Origin of the sequence: Yersinia proxima (assembly GCF_902170785.1) — a bacterium.
Taxonomy (GTDB): domain Bacteria; phylum Pseudomonadota; class Gammaproteobacteria; order Enterobacterales; family Enterobacteriaceae; genus Yersinia; species Yersinia proxima.
In genome coordinates this window covers 295,374-312,173 of record NZ_CABHYG010000001.1, presented here as the reverse complement: position 1 = coordinate 312,173, position 16,800 = coordinate 295,374, and the positions used below count along the sequence as shown (strand labels likewise).

The window sequence follows — 16,800 nt, the reverse complement described above, 5'->3', positions numbered from 1 at the left end:
TTATGCTGCCCGAAGGGGGAGCCTCAGGGACGAGGCTCATTAATCCCGATGAGCTTACATAAGTAAGTGATTCGGGTGACAAATCTGCTGGGAGCAGATTTGAACGCTGCTTGCAGCGGCCTCAACGAGGTGAGGCCCAGGGATGGGCCGAGTAACGAGTGCCGCTAACAACGCTGCGGCGTCAAGGGCGCAGGGCAGTGACCCAAAACACGCCGCTATAATCTATCGCAGTATACTTTTGATGAATCATTTCCAAATCCGCCTGTGGATCCAAATCAGCAAATAATTCTGGATGCAGGAATTTGGCAATGGCTTCAACAGCGACCACATTAAGCGGGCTATCATAAAACTGGTGATAAACCGCCATCACTTTCTTATCCTGCACGGATTTCAATATACTGATACCAGTTCGCCCCATCAGATGGGTCAACTTTGCCTGTGTCGTTGCGGTATCAGTGTTGTAGCCTAAAGGCACTGCCACAGAACCTTTATGGCCTCGACTCCAGTCAGCTCCGGTCATTAAATAAAAATCAGGGTTGCTGGCAATAAGCTGCTCAACGTTAATCTCACCGCCCATTTCCGGGAACAGTTGGCTGCCAATGTTATTCCCACCAGCCTCGGCAATAAATTGCCCAAAACTGCCTTTACCAAAAGTCGAACAACACTCATCACCCGACATACCTGCGTGGCGTTCAATAAAAACACTTGGGCGCTGTTCAGGTTTAAGAGTAGCGACTCGTTGGCGAATCAAGTTAAGCCGCTGCTGATAAAACTGGGCAAAATCTTGTGCATTCTTTTCTTCGCCAAACACTTTTCCGAGCAGTTGCATACTGGGAACTGTGTTGGTCAACGGCTGTTGGCGGAAATCAATAAACAGCACCGGAATACCCGATTTATCCAACTGCGCCAATACGCCACTGGCTTTGAGTTTTGCCAGTAATCCAGTATCAAAGATAATTAAGTCTGGCTGCATTGATACTGCCCGCTCAACACTGAAATCAGTGACATAGGGGTTATCAAATATCGGGATCTTATTCACTTCTGGGAATTTTTTGGCGTACGCCTCTACCAGATCGGCAGCTTTCACTTTCAGTGAGTTATCCCAGGCGATAATGCCTTTTAACGGTGTTTGCGGATGGAGAATATTCAATGCCATCAATGCCCTGGCATCCGCTAATATCACTCGTGATGCAGGCTGAGCTAATGTCACCTGCCGGCCGGCAACATCTGTCACCACAATCGGCTGTGCTAAAACAGAAAATGATGCCGTTATTGCTAGACACATAGCGACTAATGATAAAAACCTGCTGACAATGCGACCGGGCATGAAATGTCCTTTAGGAAAAATTGAACGCTAATGATAATCCATATCTTTTGAGAAATTGAATCATTGTCTGCGGTGTATCGATAAATTCTTTTTTCATCGTACCATTCGCTGTTTTTATCGGATTGTAGATTATTTTATTGCTTTGCTAAACCGATTCTTCTACTTTTAGCAGCAAATAGAATTGAAGAGAATAGGGGTTTATCATGGAGAATACCGTTTGGGTTTTGGGCGATGCTGTTATTGACCTTGTTCCTGAAAATTCAAATAGTTACCTTAAATGCCCAGGTGGTGCACCCGCTAATGTCGCGGTAGGCATTGCCAGATTGGGGGGTAAAAGTGCATTTATTGGTCGGGTTGGGCAAGACAGCTTTGGCCGTTTTATGCAGCAGGTTTTGCAGCAGGAAAATGTCGATACTCGTGCCATGACGCTGGATGCGGAGCATCGAACCTCAACTGTTGTTGTGGATTTGGATCAGCATGGCGAGCGCACATTTACATTCATGGTGATGCCAAGTGCTGATTTATTCCTGCAACCTACTGATTTACCAGAATTTAAACCAAATCAATGGCTACATCTGTGCTCCATTGCATTGAGTCAGGAACCCAGCCGCAGCACCGCCTTTGAGGCTATGCGCCGCATCAAAGCCGATGGAGGTTGGGTTAGTTTTGATCCCAATATTCGCGCTGATATCTGGCGTCAACCGCAAGAGTTACTCCCTTGCCTGCAACAAGCATTGCAGTTAGCCGATGTGGTAAAACTGTCACGGGAAGAACTGGATTTTATCTGCCCGCAGCAGGATATTGCGACAGCTATGGAGCAGATTATGGCTGACTATTCCTGTAAATTATTGCTGGTGACACTGGGTGCAGAGGGGGTTTGGGTGCATAACCGTAGAAAGTTGCAAAAATATGCCAGCCGGAAAATCACCCCGATAGACACCACCGGAGCCGGAGATGCATTTGTTGCCGGGTTGCTGGCAGCATTGTCGCAACAACCCAACTGGCACCAAAGCCAGGATTTAAGTGCGGCTATCGATCAAGCGCAAGCATGCGGTGCGCTGGCTACCAGCGCCAAAGGGGCAATGACCGCCCTACCGAATGCGCAGGAATTGGCGCATTTTCTGCAACGCAGCCACTAACCGCGGTCCCGCCTGTCGGATGCCCTGCGTTGGCATCCGGTTTCCTCTCCTACTCATTCATCCTTGCTAAACACCCAGCTCACGACAATACGTTTACCGGCTTAATGCTGACTGATTCATCCCTTTCATAGCGCCACTTCCCTCACTACACCACTCAATTTGCAGAGCAGATCACAATAGCTGAATCGGGTTAGCAAAATGTTTTGCTAATTCCAGTTGTTCACCCGTATGTTAGCCATGAAAAACCGGTTTAGCTGTTTAGCATAAATACAATCAATCACATACCGAGTGATATAAAAATGATGATAAAACCAAGCTATCTTGCTGTATCAATAGGATTTATTCTTTCTTGTGCAGCGACCACCGCCTCAGCAGCCTCATCAAATGTGGATATAGAAGCCCGCCTTAATGCTTTAGAGCAGCGATTGCAGCAAGCAGAACAACGGGCGAAAAATGCAGAAACCCGCGCCGAAATTGCAGAAAAACAAGCACAAAAACTTGAAGCTCGTACCCTTCAGGCAGAAGAAAAAACCGTTCAAGTTGCTAAACGCACTGAGAAATTAGAAAGCAAAACACAAAGCGACAATGGTTTTGAGTTCCATGGTTATGCACGCTCCGGTTTGTTAATGAACTCTTCCGGTACAGGCACTCAAGGTGGCCCTTATGTTTCCCCGGCAGGCAGTACCGGTGGAGCAATTGGCCGTTTAGGTAATGAACCCGATACCTATGTTGAAGTGAATTTGGAGAAAAAACAGAAGCTGGATAATGGCGCAACCACTCGCTACAAAGTGATGCTGGCTGATGGTCAACGTAGTTATAACGACTGGACAGCTGACAGCAGTGATCTGAATGTGCGTCAGGCTTTCGTTGAATTGGGCACCCTGCCTACCTTCAATGGTATTTTCAAAGACAGTACCCTGTGGGCCGGTAAGCGCTTTGATCGCGATAACTTTGATATTCATTGGTTGGATTCCGACGTGGTATTCCTGGCCGGTACTGGTGGCGGTATTTATGACATCAAATGGACTGATAACCTGAAGAGTAACTTCTCCTTATATGGCCGTAATTACGGCGAAATAGAAAATGTTAACAGCGATATTCAAAGCTATATTTTCACCACCAATAACTATGTATCCACCCATAATAACGGCTCATTCCAGTGGATGCTGAGTGGTCTGCGCGCTAAAGATAACGAAGCTCGCCAAAATAGCGGCGAAACCGTGAACACCAACGCCGCAGATAAAGGTGTTCACAGCATGGTGGCCTACCACGGGGATAGCTTCTATGGGCTACGTGAAGGAACATCCAAAACTGCCTTGTTATATGGCCACGGCCTGGGTGCTGAAGTGAAAGCTATTGGCTCCGATGGCAACCTGACCAGCGGTGCAGATACCTGGCGCTTGGCCTCTTATGGCACCACCGCGCTGAGCAAGAACTGGAGCCTGGCTCCCGCAATATTGGCACAACAAAGTAAAGACCGATATGTCGAGGGCGATAGCTATAAGTGGGTAACCTTCAACGCCCGCCTGATTCAGGAAATAACCGAAAACTTTGCTTTGGCGTATGAGGGTAGTTATCAATATATGAATCTCGACCCACAAGGGTATAAGGATTATCACAAAGTCAGCGGCGGTTTCTATAAACTGACCTTTGCTCCGACCTTTAAAGCGGGCGATATCAGCAACTTCTTCAGCCGCCCAGAAATACGCGTCTTCGCGACCTACATGGATTGGAGTCAAGATCTGGATAACTACGCCAAGGATGATGCCTTCGGTAAAAATGATTTTGCCGCCGGCGGTCAATGGAACTTTGGTATCCAGATGGAGACCTGGTTCTGATCATTCCCCGCCGTCGGCAGGGGATTGGCAGCCACGGCGGGTAACCTAATTTATATGCGAGGGACATAATGAATATTAATGAGACCGCAAAGGCTCTACTCCCATTGCTCGGCGGCAAAGACAATATTGTCAGCGCAGCGCACTGCGCAACACGCCTGCGTTTGGTATTGGCTGATGACTCGCTGGTACAAAAATCAGCGGTAGAGAAAGTCGAAGGCGTTAAAGGCTGTTTTAGTAATGCAGGGCAATTGCAGATTATTTTCGGCACCGGACTGGTGAATAAAGTGTATGCCGAATTTATTAAAGTGGCAGGGATTAGCGAATCCAGTAAATCAGAAGCGGCCGATGCCGCCGCCCGCAAGCTAAATCCATTCCAGCGCATTGCCCGGCTGCTTTCTAATATTTTTGTGCCGATCATTCCGGCAATTGTAGCCTCCGGTTTGCTGATGGGTTTGCTCGGCATGGTGAAAACCTATGGCTGGGCCGATGCCAACAGCGCGCTATTTATCATGCTGGATATGTTTAGCTCCGCTGCTTTCATTATTTTGCCGATTTTGATTGGTTTTACCGCAGCCAAAGAGTTTGGCGGTAACCCCTATCTGGGGGCCACGCTGGGCGGCATACTGACCCATCCGGCACTGACCAATGCCTGGGGAGTGGCTGGCGGTTTCCATACCATGAACTTCTTCGGAATGGAGGTGGCGATGATTGGCTATCAGGGCACGGTATTCCCCGTCCTGCTCGCCGTGTGGTTTATGAGTATATTGGAAAAACGCCTGCGCAAGATTATTCCAGATGCGCTGGATTTGATTCTCACGCCATTTTTAACCGTCATTATTACCGGATTCGTTGCACTGCTATTTATTGGCCCTGCCGGGCGTGTGCTGGGTGATGGTATTTCACTGGTACTCAGTACCCTGATTACCCATGCCGGTTGGCTGGCTGGATTGTTATTTGGTGGGCTATATTCCGTTATCGTGATAACCGGTATTCACCATAGTTTCCATGCAATCGAAGCAGGTTTATTGGGTAATCCCAATATTGGTGTTAACTTCCTGCTACCTATCTGGTCGATGGCGAATGTTGCGCAAGGTGGGGCTTGTCTGGCGGTCTACTTTAAAACCCGCGATGCCAAAATTAAAGCCATTGTGATCCCCTCGGCATTTTCCGCCATGCTGGGGATAACTGAAGCGGCTATTTTCGGGATTAACCTGCGCTTTATCAAACCCTTCCTGGCAGCACTGGCGGGCGGAGCACTCGGTGGCGCATGGGTGGTGGCCAATCATGTCAATATGACCGCAGTGGGCTTGACCGGCATCCCCGGTATCGCCATCGTGCAAGGCAATTCAATTGTTAACTATCTGATTGGTTTAGTGATTGCCTTTGGTGCTGCGTTTATTATTTCCTTGCTACTTAAATACAAAACGGACAGCGAATAATGCAAGAAGCCAGTTTGCTTAAACATCTTACGCTGGCAGTAATGCGCGGTCAGAGCCGCGCATTACAAGACCCACACCGGCCGGGCTGGCACTTAGCTCCCTGTGTCGGGTTGCTGAATGACCCTAATGGGTTTATTTATCATGCTGGCTATTATCATCTGTTTTATCAATGGAATCCGCTGGATTGCCGCCACGGCAGTAAATATTGGGGTCACTGGCGCAGCACTGACTTAGTACATTGGGAACATCAACCAGTGGCATTGGTGCCGAGCGAAGCCTACGAAAGTCATGGTTGTTACTCCGGTTCGGCGGTGATTGCTGATGACCTTATTACCCTGATTTACACCGGAAATGTGAAATACCCCGATGGCTCCCGTACCGCATTCCAATGTCTGGCACAGGAAAATGAACGGGGCCAGTTCGACAAGTTAGGGCCAGTGCTCCCCTTGCCCGCTGGCTATACCGGACATGTGCGTGACCCGAAAGTCTGGCAGCACGACGGCCAGTGGTACATGGTGTTAGGCGCTCAGGACAAACAACTGCAAGGTAAGGTGCTACTGCTGCGATCCGATGATTTGCGCGAATGGCATAACCTCGGTGAGATAGCTGGCTCTGGTCTGGGGGGGCTTGGGCCTTTTGGCTATATGTGGGAATGCCCCGACCTGTTTACTCTGGCAGATAAAGACGTTTTGATTTTCTGCCCACAGGGTATTCCGGCCGAAGCCGAACGTTTCCGTAATACCTTTCAGGCGGGCTATTTACTGGGCAAATTGGATTATGCCAACGCCACCTTCAATCATCAGGCATTCCACGAGTTGGACGCTGGCTTTGAGTTTTACGCGCCGCAAACCACACTGGCCGCAGATGGTCGTCGCTTATTATTCGGCTGGATGGGCATTCCAGATGAAGATGAATTTTATCAACCCACAGTGGATTATGGCTGGATCCACACCATGACTTGCCCGCGCGAGTTGAGTCTTAATGGCGATAAACTGATTCAGCAACCGGCCCGCGAGTTAGCCGTGCTGCGGTGTGAACATACGCAGTGGCAAGGCCGTGCCCAAGAAGCCCCTGCTTTTGCGATCGGTAGCGCCGAAATGATAATCGACGTCAGTGCGCCTTTTACCCTCGAATTGGGCAATACATTGCTGTTGGAGTGGGATGGTGCGTGCTTGATTTTAAGCCGTAATAATCTGCGCACCGGATTGCGGGAATTCCGTTACTGGCGCGGTCAATTGCAACAATTACAGTTACTTTGTGATCGTTGCAGCATAGAGATTTTTATCAATCAAGGGGAAGCGGTGATGACGTCGAGTTACTTCCCACCAGTACCGCCACAAGCCATTTTTGCGGGAAGTGCTGAACTGCGAGTGCAACACTGGCTGTTGTCTTCGCCCATGTTAGAATGAACTATCTTTCAAGGCGACAGATTCACTCGGCGAACAACATTAATCTGTGAAAAACAATAAACGTATTACCATCAACGATATTGCCAAACTGGCTGGTGTGTCGAAATCGACCACCAGTCTGGTGCTCAATGGACGCAGTAAGGAATATCGTGTTTCAGATGAAACGCGGGATCGTATTATTGCTCTGGCCAACGAACATAACTATCAGCCCAGTTTCCACGCCCGTTCGCTGCGATCCACCCGCAGTCACACCATAGGATTGGTGGTGCCAGAGATGACCAACCACGGCTTTGCGCTTATTTCGCGAGAGCTGGAGATGTTATGTCGTGAGGCAGGGTTACAGTTGCTTATTGCCTGTACCGACGAGAATCCCGGCCAGGAAATGATGGCGGTAAACAGTTTGGTACAGCGCCAGGTTGATGGCCTGATTGTCGCGTCCAGCCAGCTCAATGATGGCGAATATCAAAAAATCAATGCTCGCCTGCCAGTAGTGCAGATGGATAGATTGATTGGTGAATCAACGTTACCGCTGGTGATTACCGATTCCATCGCCTCTACCAGCGCCTTGGTTGAAAATGTGGCTCGCCAACATCCGAATGAATTTTACTTTCTCGGCGGCCAGCCCCGGATTTCGCCGACGCGTGACCGTTTGGCGGGTTTCCAGCAAGGGCTACAACAAGCTGGGATCGAATGCCGCCCCGAATGGATCCTAAATGGCCATTACTTGCCCAGCTCCGGTTATGAAATGATTGCCCAGCTTTGCGCGCAATTAGGCCGCCCGCCCAAAGCAGTATTTACCGCTGCCTGTGGCCTGCTGGAAGGGGTATTACGCTATCTCAATCAGCATCAATTAATGGACAGTGATATTCATCTTTGTAGCTTTGATGACCATTACCTGTTTGATTGCTTGCCCTTAAAAATAGATACCATTGCGCAGGATTGCCAAGGGTTGGCACGCCATAGCTTTGAGATGATCACCGCCCTGATCGCCGAAACGCCTTTGGCGCAAAATCAGCTGATTCTGCCGGGCCAAATCCATTGGCGGCACCCGGGTTCCAAGGCACTCAATGAGCAACACTGAGCCCGTTGCCACTCCGGCGCTAATCGGTTCGTGGCAGCGCTGTCAAAAACTGATGCAAGCCCAGCAATGGCGTGCACCACATCGCGCAGCAGGGGCAACTTTCCAGTCAATTTGTCAGCGAAAAAACGATTTATTGGTGTTAGGCCAGGCCGCACTGGAAGATGCCTATGAATACATGGAATCGCGCCACTGCGTTCTACTCATTCTTGATGAAAGTGGTTGTACCCTGTGGCAATGCGGTCATCCGCAGACCATGAATCAGTTAAAAGCGTTAGGTATTGATTGTGGCAGCTATTGGGCTGAAGGATTAATCGGCACCAATGCCCCTGCTCTGGCAATAGCCGAAGGGCATCCGATACAGGTCAGCGGCCAGCAACACTTCAAGCAGGCCCTGCATCCCTGGCACTTCTGCGCCACGCCAGTGTATGACAACAGTGGCCGCCAACGGGCCGTGATTGTTCTGGGGAGTTTACTGGTTGATAACGCCGCCAGTGACTTGCCGCTGACACTGGCAATTGCCCGAGAAATTGGGAATTACCTTCATGCCGATACTTTATTGGCCGAAACCAACCGTCATCTGAACGAACTCAACGCCCTGCTGGATGGCGTTGAAGATGGCGTAATGGCCTGGGATCAACGCGGTTGTCTGTTGTACCTTAACCGTCGGGCAGCAGCCATCTTGCAACTCAATGAGACCAACAGTCTCGGTAAGCCAGTCACTGATTTGCTCACCCTACCCGCTGTGCTGACCCATGCTATTTTGCAGCGTACCCCCCTCAGCCATGTGGAAGTCACTTTTGAGAACCAACAACAATTTATTCCTGCTTTGTTGACTCTCAAACCTATTCCAGATGGCGATCGTTGTGGATTTATTGCCCTTCTGCATCCACAAGAATTACTGCGGCAAATGGTTAACAACCAATTAGGGCGAGCCAGTTATACCTTTGACGATATGCCAGTGGCATCACTGGAAATGCGCCGCTTAATTCGTTATGGCAAACAAGCAGCTAAAGGTAGACACCCCATTTTACTGCACGGGGAAGAAGGTGTGGGTAAGCAACAATTGGGGCAAGCCATTCATAATGCCAGTAATCGAGCAGCTGGCCCCTATATCGTATTGAATTGTCAGGCATTGCCGCAAAATCTTATGGCACGGGAATTCCTGGGTAGTGATGCCAGTGAAGGTGAATCCGGGCAGCCCAGCAAATTTGAATTAGCCAACGGCGGCACCTTATATTTGGAGCAAGTCGAATACTTGTCGCCAGAAATGCAATCCGCGTTGCTGCAAATTGTCAAAACCGGCATGGTGATGCGGGTAAACTCTAATCGAGTGATACCAGTGGATGTACGGATCATTACCGCCACCGGTGCAGACCTGCCCTTGTTAGTAAAACAGGGCCGTTTTCGTCGTCAACTATTCTATACCTTGCAATCTTTTGAGCTGCATATCCCGCCGCTGCGCCAACGCCAGCAAGATATTCCCCTACTGGTTCAGCATACGTTGACCAGCCTTGGGCAACATTTTCACTGCCAATATCAGCCAGATGAAAGTGTTATTCGCCAGTTATGCCAATACCCTTGGCCGGGTAATGATCAAGAACTGAAAAGTGTGGTTGAGCGGGCCGCGATGGCCTGTCGCAACAACCGCATCAATCTCAATGACTTGCCGGAACATCTGCTAGGTGAAAGATTGCTATTGGAACCGGATATGCCACAACCTCAGCCGGTCTTATCACTACAAGAATTAGAAAGGCAGGCCATTATTCGTGCCGCATTGGTCTGCCAGGGGCAACTGAATGAAATGGCGGCCTTATTGGGGATAGGCCGCACCACATTATGGCGAAAAGTGAAACTTCACCGGCTGGATATCCACCAATTCAAGGGGGGTGAATCGCTGCCATTTTAGTTTCAATGAACTGCCCAGTCAGGGAAAATCATAGGTAACGTGAATGCTTTAAGTTGCTCCGCCGATAACTGGCGGCGTCCCTCGTTAATCGCTGCTCCCGGCCCCTGACTATTCGCCTCAAAGAAACGTGAATCTTGCGGATAGAACCAAATTTTCTCGCCTTGTTTATCTTTGCCAGACATTTTATCCCAACCGTAAATATGATCATCCATCGTCGTATTGATAAATACCGCCTGACCAATTGCCGCCGGATCGGCATAACGACCATCAGCAAAAGTGGTTGTCGGATGCCATGGACGCCCTAAAGCAAAACTGTTGGCGGGAACACCGGGCTCTTTGGTCAATCGGCTATTAATAAATATCAGACCATAAGGTGAAGTCTTTAATGTACTCGGGGCTGTGATATAGCCATAAGGCGGCTCGATATCGCTTCGATCTCGCGCCACGATATTGCAATTATCAAATACTGTGATACCCGAGCCAAAAATAAAATCAACATGACCACTGATTTCACAGTCAGTGAAATAACTCCGGCTGCCGGTTTTGCTATAAAGCGTATCCTGGTAGCCTTCCAGTTTTACTTTATTAAAACGTGCCTTATCACTATTTTCCGCTAATAATAGTGCCACCGCTTGAGTATCTTTTAATTTCGTTGGATCAGTATCCGCTTTCTTTTTATTGGCCGGAAAATCAAAATCATTACGGATAGTTAAATTTTCTGCTGTAAAGTTCGGGGCATTAACCAGCACAGTGCTACTACCGGAAGTTCCCCATTTCTCGCCTTGTGGATTAAGCATTCCCGCCGCAGTATCGGCACCGATCACAGTACCATCCCGGCTCTCTCCTTTCAGGGTGACATGACTACGAGTTACCTCTAGCCGTTCAGTATAAACTCCATTCTTCAAGAAGATGACGAAAGGAGACTCATCTGCAGGGGCCGACTTCAGTGCTGCATTAATCGAGGAGAACTCGTCTCGCTGAGGAGTGGTAGAAACCACGGCATTATACTGCGCAGCATTCGCTCCGCCCAAGACAGAAAATGACATCAACCCTAACAATAGCGCTTTACTCAGAAAATGAATTGGCATTTCGTGATCCTTAGTGACTAATATTCGCCAGATTAAACTCACGTTGCGTTATTATTTACAATGTAAAGATAACTTTAACATTGAAATAATGATACACAAAATGAAACACCATTCCATTTACTTACATCACATTTTCGTAATTATTATGAAAATAATATAAAGAAAGATTTCCCAACTTAAGCTGAGTAATGGAAATTAAAGACATCACCACTTACATAAACCACTAAATTAAATAAATTACTCTAAGAAGTTACTTATTAAATATCTCTATATATAATCATAGATAAAAAAACATCAACAATACATAATTAAATAAACATATGTTTTTATTTTTATTCATAAAGGATTGCTGAAAAGAAATCTTTGAGATATAAAAATGACAAAATAAAAAAACATTAAAACTCGTCAGCCAACAATAAATTATAATTTTTAATTTATTACTCTAATTAATATAACGCACTAATGTAGATATAATTAACAGGATATTAATACCATGGAAATTAAACATAATATTGTTAAGTTCAATATAGATGAGTTTGGATTAAATATAAAATCAATCAAAGATGAATTGTCATTTGACAAATTAATTTGGGATATTAATGATATAAAGCTATCTCAATTAAGATTTCTTATTAGTAAAAACTTCAAACACAGAAAAATAATTTTGCAGGGGGCTCAACACTACCTTGATAACAACTCAGTCCCTGAGAGTATTCAAAATCTAATATCCTCCTTATCTGTACCTAATAAAAAAATTTTTTATGCCTGTAAACCTTTTAGAAAAAGAAGTATTAGTCAATTCATGGTTGAGTGCATTGATAATAAATGGGAAGTTAACAATGTTGACCTTCCCCAGTTAGTTAATTTTACTCAACAGGCTGACCACCAGTTAGATTTAAGAAAGCTCATACGCCGTTTTGCTCCTATGGAGCACGCAGTGTGCCATTCTCCAATATTAAAGATATTGATTAAAAATCTCGTCGAGATGCTATCCGAATGTGAACCGAATAGAAAACTGAAAAAAGTTGAAGTCACTTGCCATCAAATATCTTTAATTATTGATAACTCCACTCTCACCGCATCCAACTCACCAGAAGGTTTACATCAGGATGGGAGCAACTATATTGTATCCGCATTAGTTATCGATAAATACAATATTGAAGGAGGCACTAGTAAATTATACTGTACAAAAAAAGACACTCTTATTAAATCACACACTTTAGAGTGTGGTGAGGGTTTATTTCATATAGACAAAAACTCAACTATTTGGCACCAAGTCACACCAATAAAATTAAAAGAACCATCACTTAAAATAGGTTACAGAAATATATTGGGATTTGATTTCAATTACGCATCATAACTATGGTTTCATGTGAAATTAATTTAATGACAATTAAAAATGCAAAAAAGCAAAGTGTCATATTATCGATACTATTTTTTATCCATGGAGTTGCCTATGCTAGCCTGGTTCCATGGATCCCAGATTTAAGAGAAAAATTTGCTCTTAGTAATTACATGGTAGGTATTATGATGTCAGCGATACCAGCCGGGTCTATAATTTTCGGTTTATTATCTAAGAAACTTATCAAGGTTACTGGTCTGTATTTTGCTACTAATATAACATTTTTATCATTAATTATTCTTATATCAACAATTGCATTTTCATCATCATGGTATGAGATAACATTATTGCTTTTTATGTTTGGTGTCTTTGATTCTTGGGGTGATACTTGTATTAATATACAAGCACTCAATATACAAAAATCATACGGGAAAAGTTTGATAAATCGACTTCACGGAGCAGGTAGCATCGGCACAATATGGGGAGGATTAGTTGCTATCACAGCTATTGGTCTGGAATTTTCGATAAAGGAATTTAGCATTACATTATTAATTATAAATTTGGTTATGATAACTATTTATATTTTTTCATTTCAAGCCAACCATATGAGAAGTGATATTTATTTTTGTGGGAAAATTCAGAAAACAACTAATCCACAAGAAAAAAACCCATATATCATTGCGTTAATCATACTTGTATTTACATGTGGTATAGAAGAAACTGCAAGCATTTGGGGTGCAATATATATGAAAGATAATTACAATGTTTCACTCGTTATTTCTGGATTACCTTATCTTGCATGCCAAATATTCATGGTAATAGGCCGTATTTTTGGTGATTATTTTACAAATAAGTTTGGAAAAATAATAATATTAAAATCAGGAATTATAACATCTGCATTTGGGATGTTATTAGTAATAAATATTCACTCATCTTTTTTTACCATACTAGGTTTTTCTCTCATTGGATTAGGAATATCTGTCACATTCCCATTAATAATATCATTTATTGGGCAATTACCAAATATAAACACAACTAGTGGAGTTACTTTCGCCACATGGGTGTCAAGGCTAGGCTTACTTATATCCCCTCCACTAATCGGTATTTTAGCAGATGTTACATCATTGAGGATTGCTTTTATTGCTATATTTTTTAGTTGCATATTAATATTTTCATTAATTAGTGTTTTATCAGAAAAGTCAATTCGACTAGATATATGACATAAGGAGTTAAATAATGAAAAAAATGAAATGGGCGATTATATCAGGAGACGGCCTTCCTACCAGTGGTCTATTGACCATATTCAGAAATGTAGCTGAAATAGCAATAAACAATAATATTATAATTAATGAAATACCAACAGATCTTGGGTTTTCATGGCGACCAGATAAAGTTAATTTCTTCCCTAATGGTAGTCATGAATCGTACTATCCAACATGGATGAAAGTTAGTTCTATCAATCAATATGAAATAAGAAACGAAGACTTTGGCAATGATTTTACTAAAATAAGAAGTAAAGTTGCCCAATATGAATCGTTGAAAGAATCAGAAATAATAGAACTTAAGAAAATTATACTTTTAATTTCAGAATACTATCAAAACTATTTCCTTAATTGGCTTGAAGACAATGAAGTTGACTGGCTTTTTGCTTTAAACATGACGCTTTCAGATGCTGTTCCAGTTAATTTGGCTATTCATAATGTTGCCAAGAATTATTGGAAAAAAAAGGGTTATGGAGGTGTTATTTTCTGGGATCATGATCTTTTTGGTAGTTATGCTATTTATGAACAGACTGAAAGATTGTATCCCCAAAAACCAAATATCTTAACACCGATACCACAGAATAATACCTACACTAAATGGATAGTTGCCTCTGAGGCTTTGGCAAATGAATCCAAACATTACCCAACGGAACTGATAGCAAATGTTATTCCTAATATTCTTCCCTGTATGGATAAATCTGGATTTAATGATATTCATAGTGAGTTTTTAAATCAGCATAATATCCCTGCAGGCTCATCAATCATTATTGTTCCCGTTCGGGTATTCCGAGTAAAAGGTATTGAAATTTCCATTAATGTTTTCAGTGCATTACTGAATATTTATAAAAATAAAGGATTCCCTCCACCGAAATTACTTATATTTGGAAATATGAATGAGGATCCTGAGTACGCTCATTGTCTAAAAGTCCAGGTGGATGAATTACTTCTTACTAATGACATCATTTTTTTAGATGAGGTTCCGCTTCAAACATATAAGAGTGAAGACAATAAATGGTATTTAGATGAAGTTGATTTGCTTATAATTTGTCATGCATTATCAGGTGCCGTTTTATTTACTCCTAATGTGGAAAATGTTGAAAGTGTCGGCTTAGGCCCAGCCCTTGCCGCTATTGCAAGCATTCCTTGCGCGGTTACAGAGTACACAGCTTTCACCGAATTTTATGGTTCAGAATATTATCATATAAAAGTCAGACCAGACAGTCCTAATGAAGCAGCTCAACAGTTATTTGAATGGATGCGTATGCTGGCCGCCGGAGAAACAGAAATTAAAATACGATTATCCAGTAATAAACTTCTGGTTAATTCAAAATTCCCTAAAGGACCATGGCAAGATTTTATACATAAACTGCAAGACACATCATGTAATTTGAATGCAACTCCACTTATTTCTAAATAAAATTTTTTAGCGGAGGGTTTACAATGAGTATCGTATCGACGAGTCTATCAAAAAATATAGCTGATATTCCTGACAAAGTTAACATTCTTATACTCGGTGGTGGTATGTCAGGTTTAGAGTTAGCTAAACATTTACACACCAGAGAAGTAGAGAATATTGTTATAGAAGCTGGACCGGCTGAAGATTGCAATCATATAAATGCAGGAGAAGAATATCTACGAGCTAATGAATTTTGGAAGAATGAACAATCCGATAAATATGCCTACCGCTCATGGCGATCGTTAAGTGAACCTCACTTTTCAAAAGGAACATGTTTGCGACGAAGAGTCGGCGGCCGCTCACTCTATTGGCATGGCGTTATCTTGCCAATAGCATCCGATACACTCAGGTATTGGCCAGCAAATATTGTCAGTGATTTAACAGAAAACTGGTTAGGAGGGCCTCCTCTTTACACCCTGGTACAGTCTGACATATTGGCGTGGGCTGAAAAAAACTATAATGCAGATTATCGGTTCAAACTTTCTCATTTTGAATTTCAGATCGTACCTCAAGCGACCAGAACACTTGAAGATGCTGATCGCTGGGAAGCCTATTCTCCTTTATCTTATTGGAAAGAAGATAACAAACTCGAAAAGCCACCAATTATCATCTCCGGATATGAAGCAGAAGAACTAATTATTAAAAATGGAAAATGTGTTGGAGCCAAGTTAAGAAATATAGAATCCAATGAGGTACATCACATATTATCAGATAAATGTGTGCTTGCTTTAGGGACAATAGAAAATTCACGCTTAGCCACTCAAGCACTTTATGATACGGGAAATTTTATGGAGAAAAAAATAACAGGCCTTGTTGACCATATTGTTCAAGGATTTAATGTTACATTTGAATATGATAATGTTCCATCTACAATAAGTCAGTTAATTGAGAGTAATCCTGATACTATATTTTTTAGCCATAGCATATCTGATGAAAGATTCAATTTATTTTTTACAATCGGCCATTCAGATTTTGGTATTGAATTAGAGGCGTGGGCAATGGGTGAACAAATCCCATCAACCCAAGGAAGTATCACTATAAAAAAACAGCATGAGTCAATACCATTGGATATTAGTTGTAATTTAATTCACACAGACAATATATTGATAAAAAAAGAAAAGTATGAATTAAATATATTCTGGCGAGAAATATGTAAAAATACAAACATCCCATTTAAACCTTTAAATTTTGATGACGGATTTATCATACATGCCCGCACAATGGGAGATGTACACAGCCAATTTCGCTCACCATCAAGAGTCGTCAATTACAATGTCCCAACTACGTGGATTAGCCCCCTAGGCACTGAAAACCATGAAAGTAGTACACTCCCTTTAGGCATTGTATTAAATGAAAATCATGAGTTTAACCAAATAAGTAATTTATTTGCTATCGGCCCTAGTACATTTCCACGCCCCGGTGCTGCCAACCCGTCATTAACGACACTCGCACTGTCTCGGCGCCTCGCTTATATACTTAACTGACTCTATCATAAATTAATAAGGATATTAAT

12 protein-coding genes are annotated in these 16,800 nt (G+C 43.6%); 10 read left to right on the top strand and 2 right to left on the bottom strand.

Annotated elements, in window-relative coordinates; genetic code table 11:
• Nucleotides 1-181: 181 nt before the first annotated feature.
• Nucleotides 182-1,327, bottom strand: coding sequence for an ABC transporter substrate-binding protein (locus tag FTB31_RS01265; RefSeq protein WP_227731034.1), 1,146 nt, complete (start codon nt 1,325-1,327; stop codon nt 182-184).
• 203 nt (nt 1,328-1,530) lie between these two features.
• On the opposite strand from FTB31_RS01265, the gene FTB31_RS01260 reads away from it, so the two are divergent.
• The 6 genes from FTB31_RS01260 to dhaR all read left to right on the top strand — a co-directional run bounded on the left by FTB31_RS01260 (nt 1,531) and on the right by dhaR (nt 10,139).
• Entirely contained in the window at nt 1,531-2,466 is a 936-nt protein-coding gene (locus FTB31_RS01260; RefSeq protein WP_227723049.1) for an aminoimidazole riboside kinase, read from the top strand.
• Nucleotides 2,467-2,765: 299 nt separating this feature from the next.
• Nucleotides 2,766-4,304 (top strand): carbohydrate porin, encoded by a 1,539-nt coding sequence (locus tag FTB31_RS01255; RefSeq protein WP_072081666.1) that lies wholly within the window; start codon nt 2,766-2,768, stop codon nt 4,302-4,304.
• Between the two features lie 68 nt (nt 4,305-4,372).
• Complete coding sequence (locus tag FTB31_RS01250; protein WP_050075792.1) at nt 4,373-5,743, top strand: sucrose-specific PTS transporter subunit IIBC; 1,371 nt, start codon at nt 4,373-4,375, stop codon at nt 5,741-5,743.
• On the top strand, nt 5,743-7,152 hold the full coding sequence (locus FTB31_RS01245; RefSeq protein ID WP_227723048.1) for a glycoside hydrolase family 32 protein: 1,410 nt from the start codon (nt 5,743-5,745) through the stop codon (nt 7,150-7,152). Before FTB31_RS01250 ends, FTB31_RS01245 begins: the two co-directional genes overlap by 1 nt.
• 46 nt (nt 7,153-7,198) lie before the next feature.
• Nucleotides 7,199-8,233, top strand: coding sequence for a LacI family DNA-binding transcriptional regulator (locus tag FTB31_RS01240; RefSeq protein WP_050075789.1), 1,035 nt, complete (start codon nt 7,199-7,201; stop codon nt 8,231-8,233).
• A complete protein-coding gene (dhaR, locus tag FTB31_RS01235) occupies nt 8,220-10,139 on the top strand; it encodes a dihydroxyacetone kinase operon transcriptional regulator DhaR (RefSeq protein WP_050075788.1) in 1,920 nt (639 codons plus the stop codon). The genes FTB31_RS01240 and dhaR overlap by 14 nt, the downstream gene beginning before the upstream one ends.
• Nucleotides 10,140-10,141: 2 nt before the next feature.
• Here the strand turns inward: dhaR and FTB31_RS01230 are convergent, their stop codons facing one another.
• Nucleotides 10,142-11,227, bottom strand: coding sequence for a pectinesterase family protein (locus FTB31_RS01230; RefSeq protein WP_077174272.1), 1,086 nt, complete (start codon nt 11,225-11,227; stop codon nt 10,142-10,144).
• Nucleotides 11,228-11,720: 493 nt separating this feature from the next.
• On the opposite strand from FTB31_RS01230, the gene FTB31_RS01225 reads away from it, so the two are divergent.
• Genes FTB31_RS01225 through FTB31_RS01210 form a run of 4 tightly spaced genes read left to right on the top strand, consistent with a single transcriptional unit; the run spans nt 11,721 to nt 16,771 of the window.
• Complete coding sequence (locus tag FTB31_RS01225; RefSeq protein ID WP_227731033.1) at nt 11,721-12,587, top strand: 2OG-Fe dioxygenase family protein; 867 nt, start codon at nt 11,721-11,723, stop codon at nt 12,585-12,587.
• Nucleotides 12,588-12,613: 26 nt separating this feature from the next.
• Nucleotides 12,614-13,789 (top strand): MFS transporter, encoded by a 1,176-nt coding sequence (locus tag FTB31_RS01220; RefSeq protein ID WP_227731031.1) that lies wholly within the window; start codon nt 12,614-12,616, stop codon nt 13,787-13,789.
• Nucleotides 13,790-13,805: 16 nt separating this feature from the next.
• Nucleotides 13,806-15,248, top strand: a complete 1,443-nt coding sequence (locus tag FTB31_RS01215; protein WP_077174274.1) for a glycosyltransferase family protein — start codon at nt 13,806-13,808, stop codon at nt 15,246-15,248.
• Between the two features lie 23 nt (nt 15,249-15,271).
• Nucleotides 15,272-16,771, top strand: a complete 1,500-nt coding sequence (locus FTB31_RS01210; protein WP_077174275.1) for a GMC oxidoreductase — start codon at nt 15,272-15,274, stop codon at nt 16,769-16,771.
• Nucleotides 16,772-16,800 lie beyond the last annotated feature (29 nt).

Excerpts from the sequence above, each read along its gene's own strand:
- dhaR (WP_050075788.1), top strand. The coding sequence starts at position 8,220 with ATGAGCAACACTGAGCCCGTTGCCACTCCGGCGCTAATCGGTTCGTGG.
- FTB31_RS01210 (WP_077174275.1), top strand. The coding sequence starts at position 15,272 with ATGAGTATCGTATCGACGAGTCTATCAAAAAATATAGCTGATATTCCT.
- FTB31_RS01255 (WP_072081666.1), top strand. The coding sequence starts at position 2,766 with ATGATGATAAAACCAAGCTATCTTGCTGTATCAATAGGATTTATTCTT.
- FTB31_RS01220 (WP_227731031.1), top strand. The coding sequence starts at position 12,614 with ATGACAATTAAAAATGCAAAAAAGCAAAGTGTCATATTATCGATACTA.
- FTB31_RS01245 (WP_227723048.1), top strand. The coding sequence starts at position 5,743 with ATGCAAGAAGCCAGTTTGCTTAAACATCTTACGCTGGCAGTAATGCGC.
- FTB31_RS01260 (WP_227723049.1), top strand. The coding sequence starts at position 1,531 with ATGGAGAATACCGTTTGGGTTTTGGGCGATGCTGTTATTGACCTTGTT.
- FTB31_RS01215 (WP_077174274.1), top strand. The coding sequence starts at position 13,806 with ATGAAAAAAATGAAATGGGCGATTATATCAGGAGACGGCCTTCCTACC.
- FTB31_RS01225 (WP_227731033.1), top strand. The coding sequence starts at position 11,721 with ATGGAAATTAAACATAATATTGTTAAGTTCAATATAGATGAGTTTGGA.
- FTB31_RS01230 (WP_077174272.1), bottom strand. The coding sequence starts at position 11,227 with ATGCCAATTCATTTTCTGAGTAAAGCGCTATTGTTAGGGTTGATGTCA.
- FTB31_RS01265 (WP_227731034.1), bottom strand. The coding sequence starts at position 1,327 with ATGCCCGGTCGCATTGTCAGCAGGTTTTTATCATTAGTCGCTATGTGT.
- FTB31_RS01250 (WP_050075792.1), top strand. The coding sequence starts at position 4,373 with ATGAATATTAATGAGACCGCAAAGGCTCTACTCCCATTGCTCGGCGGC.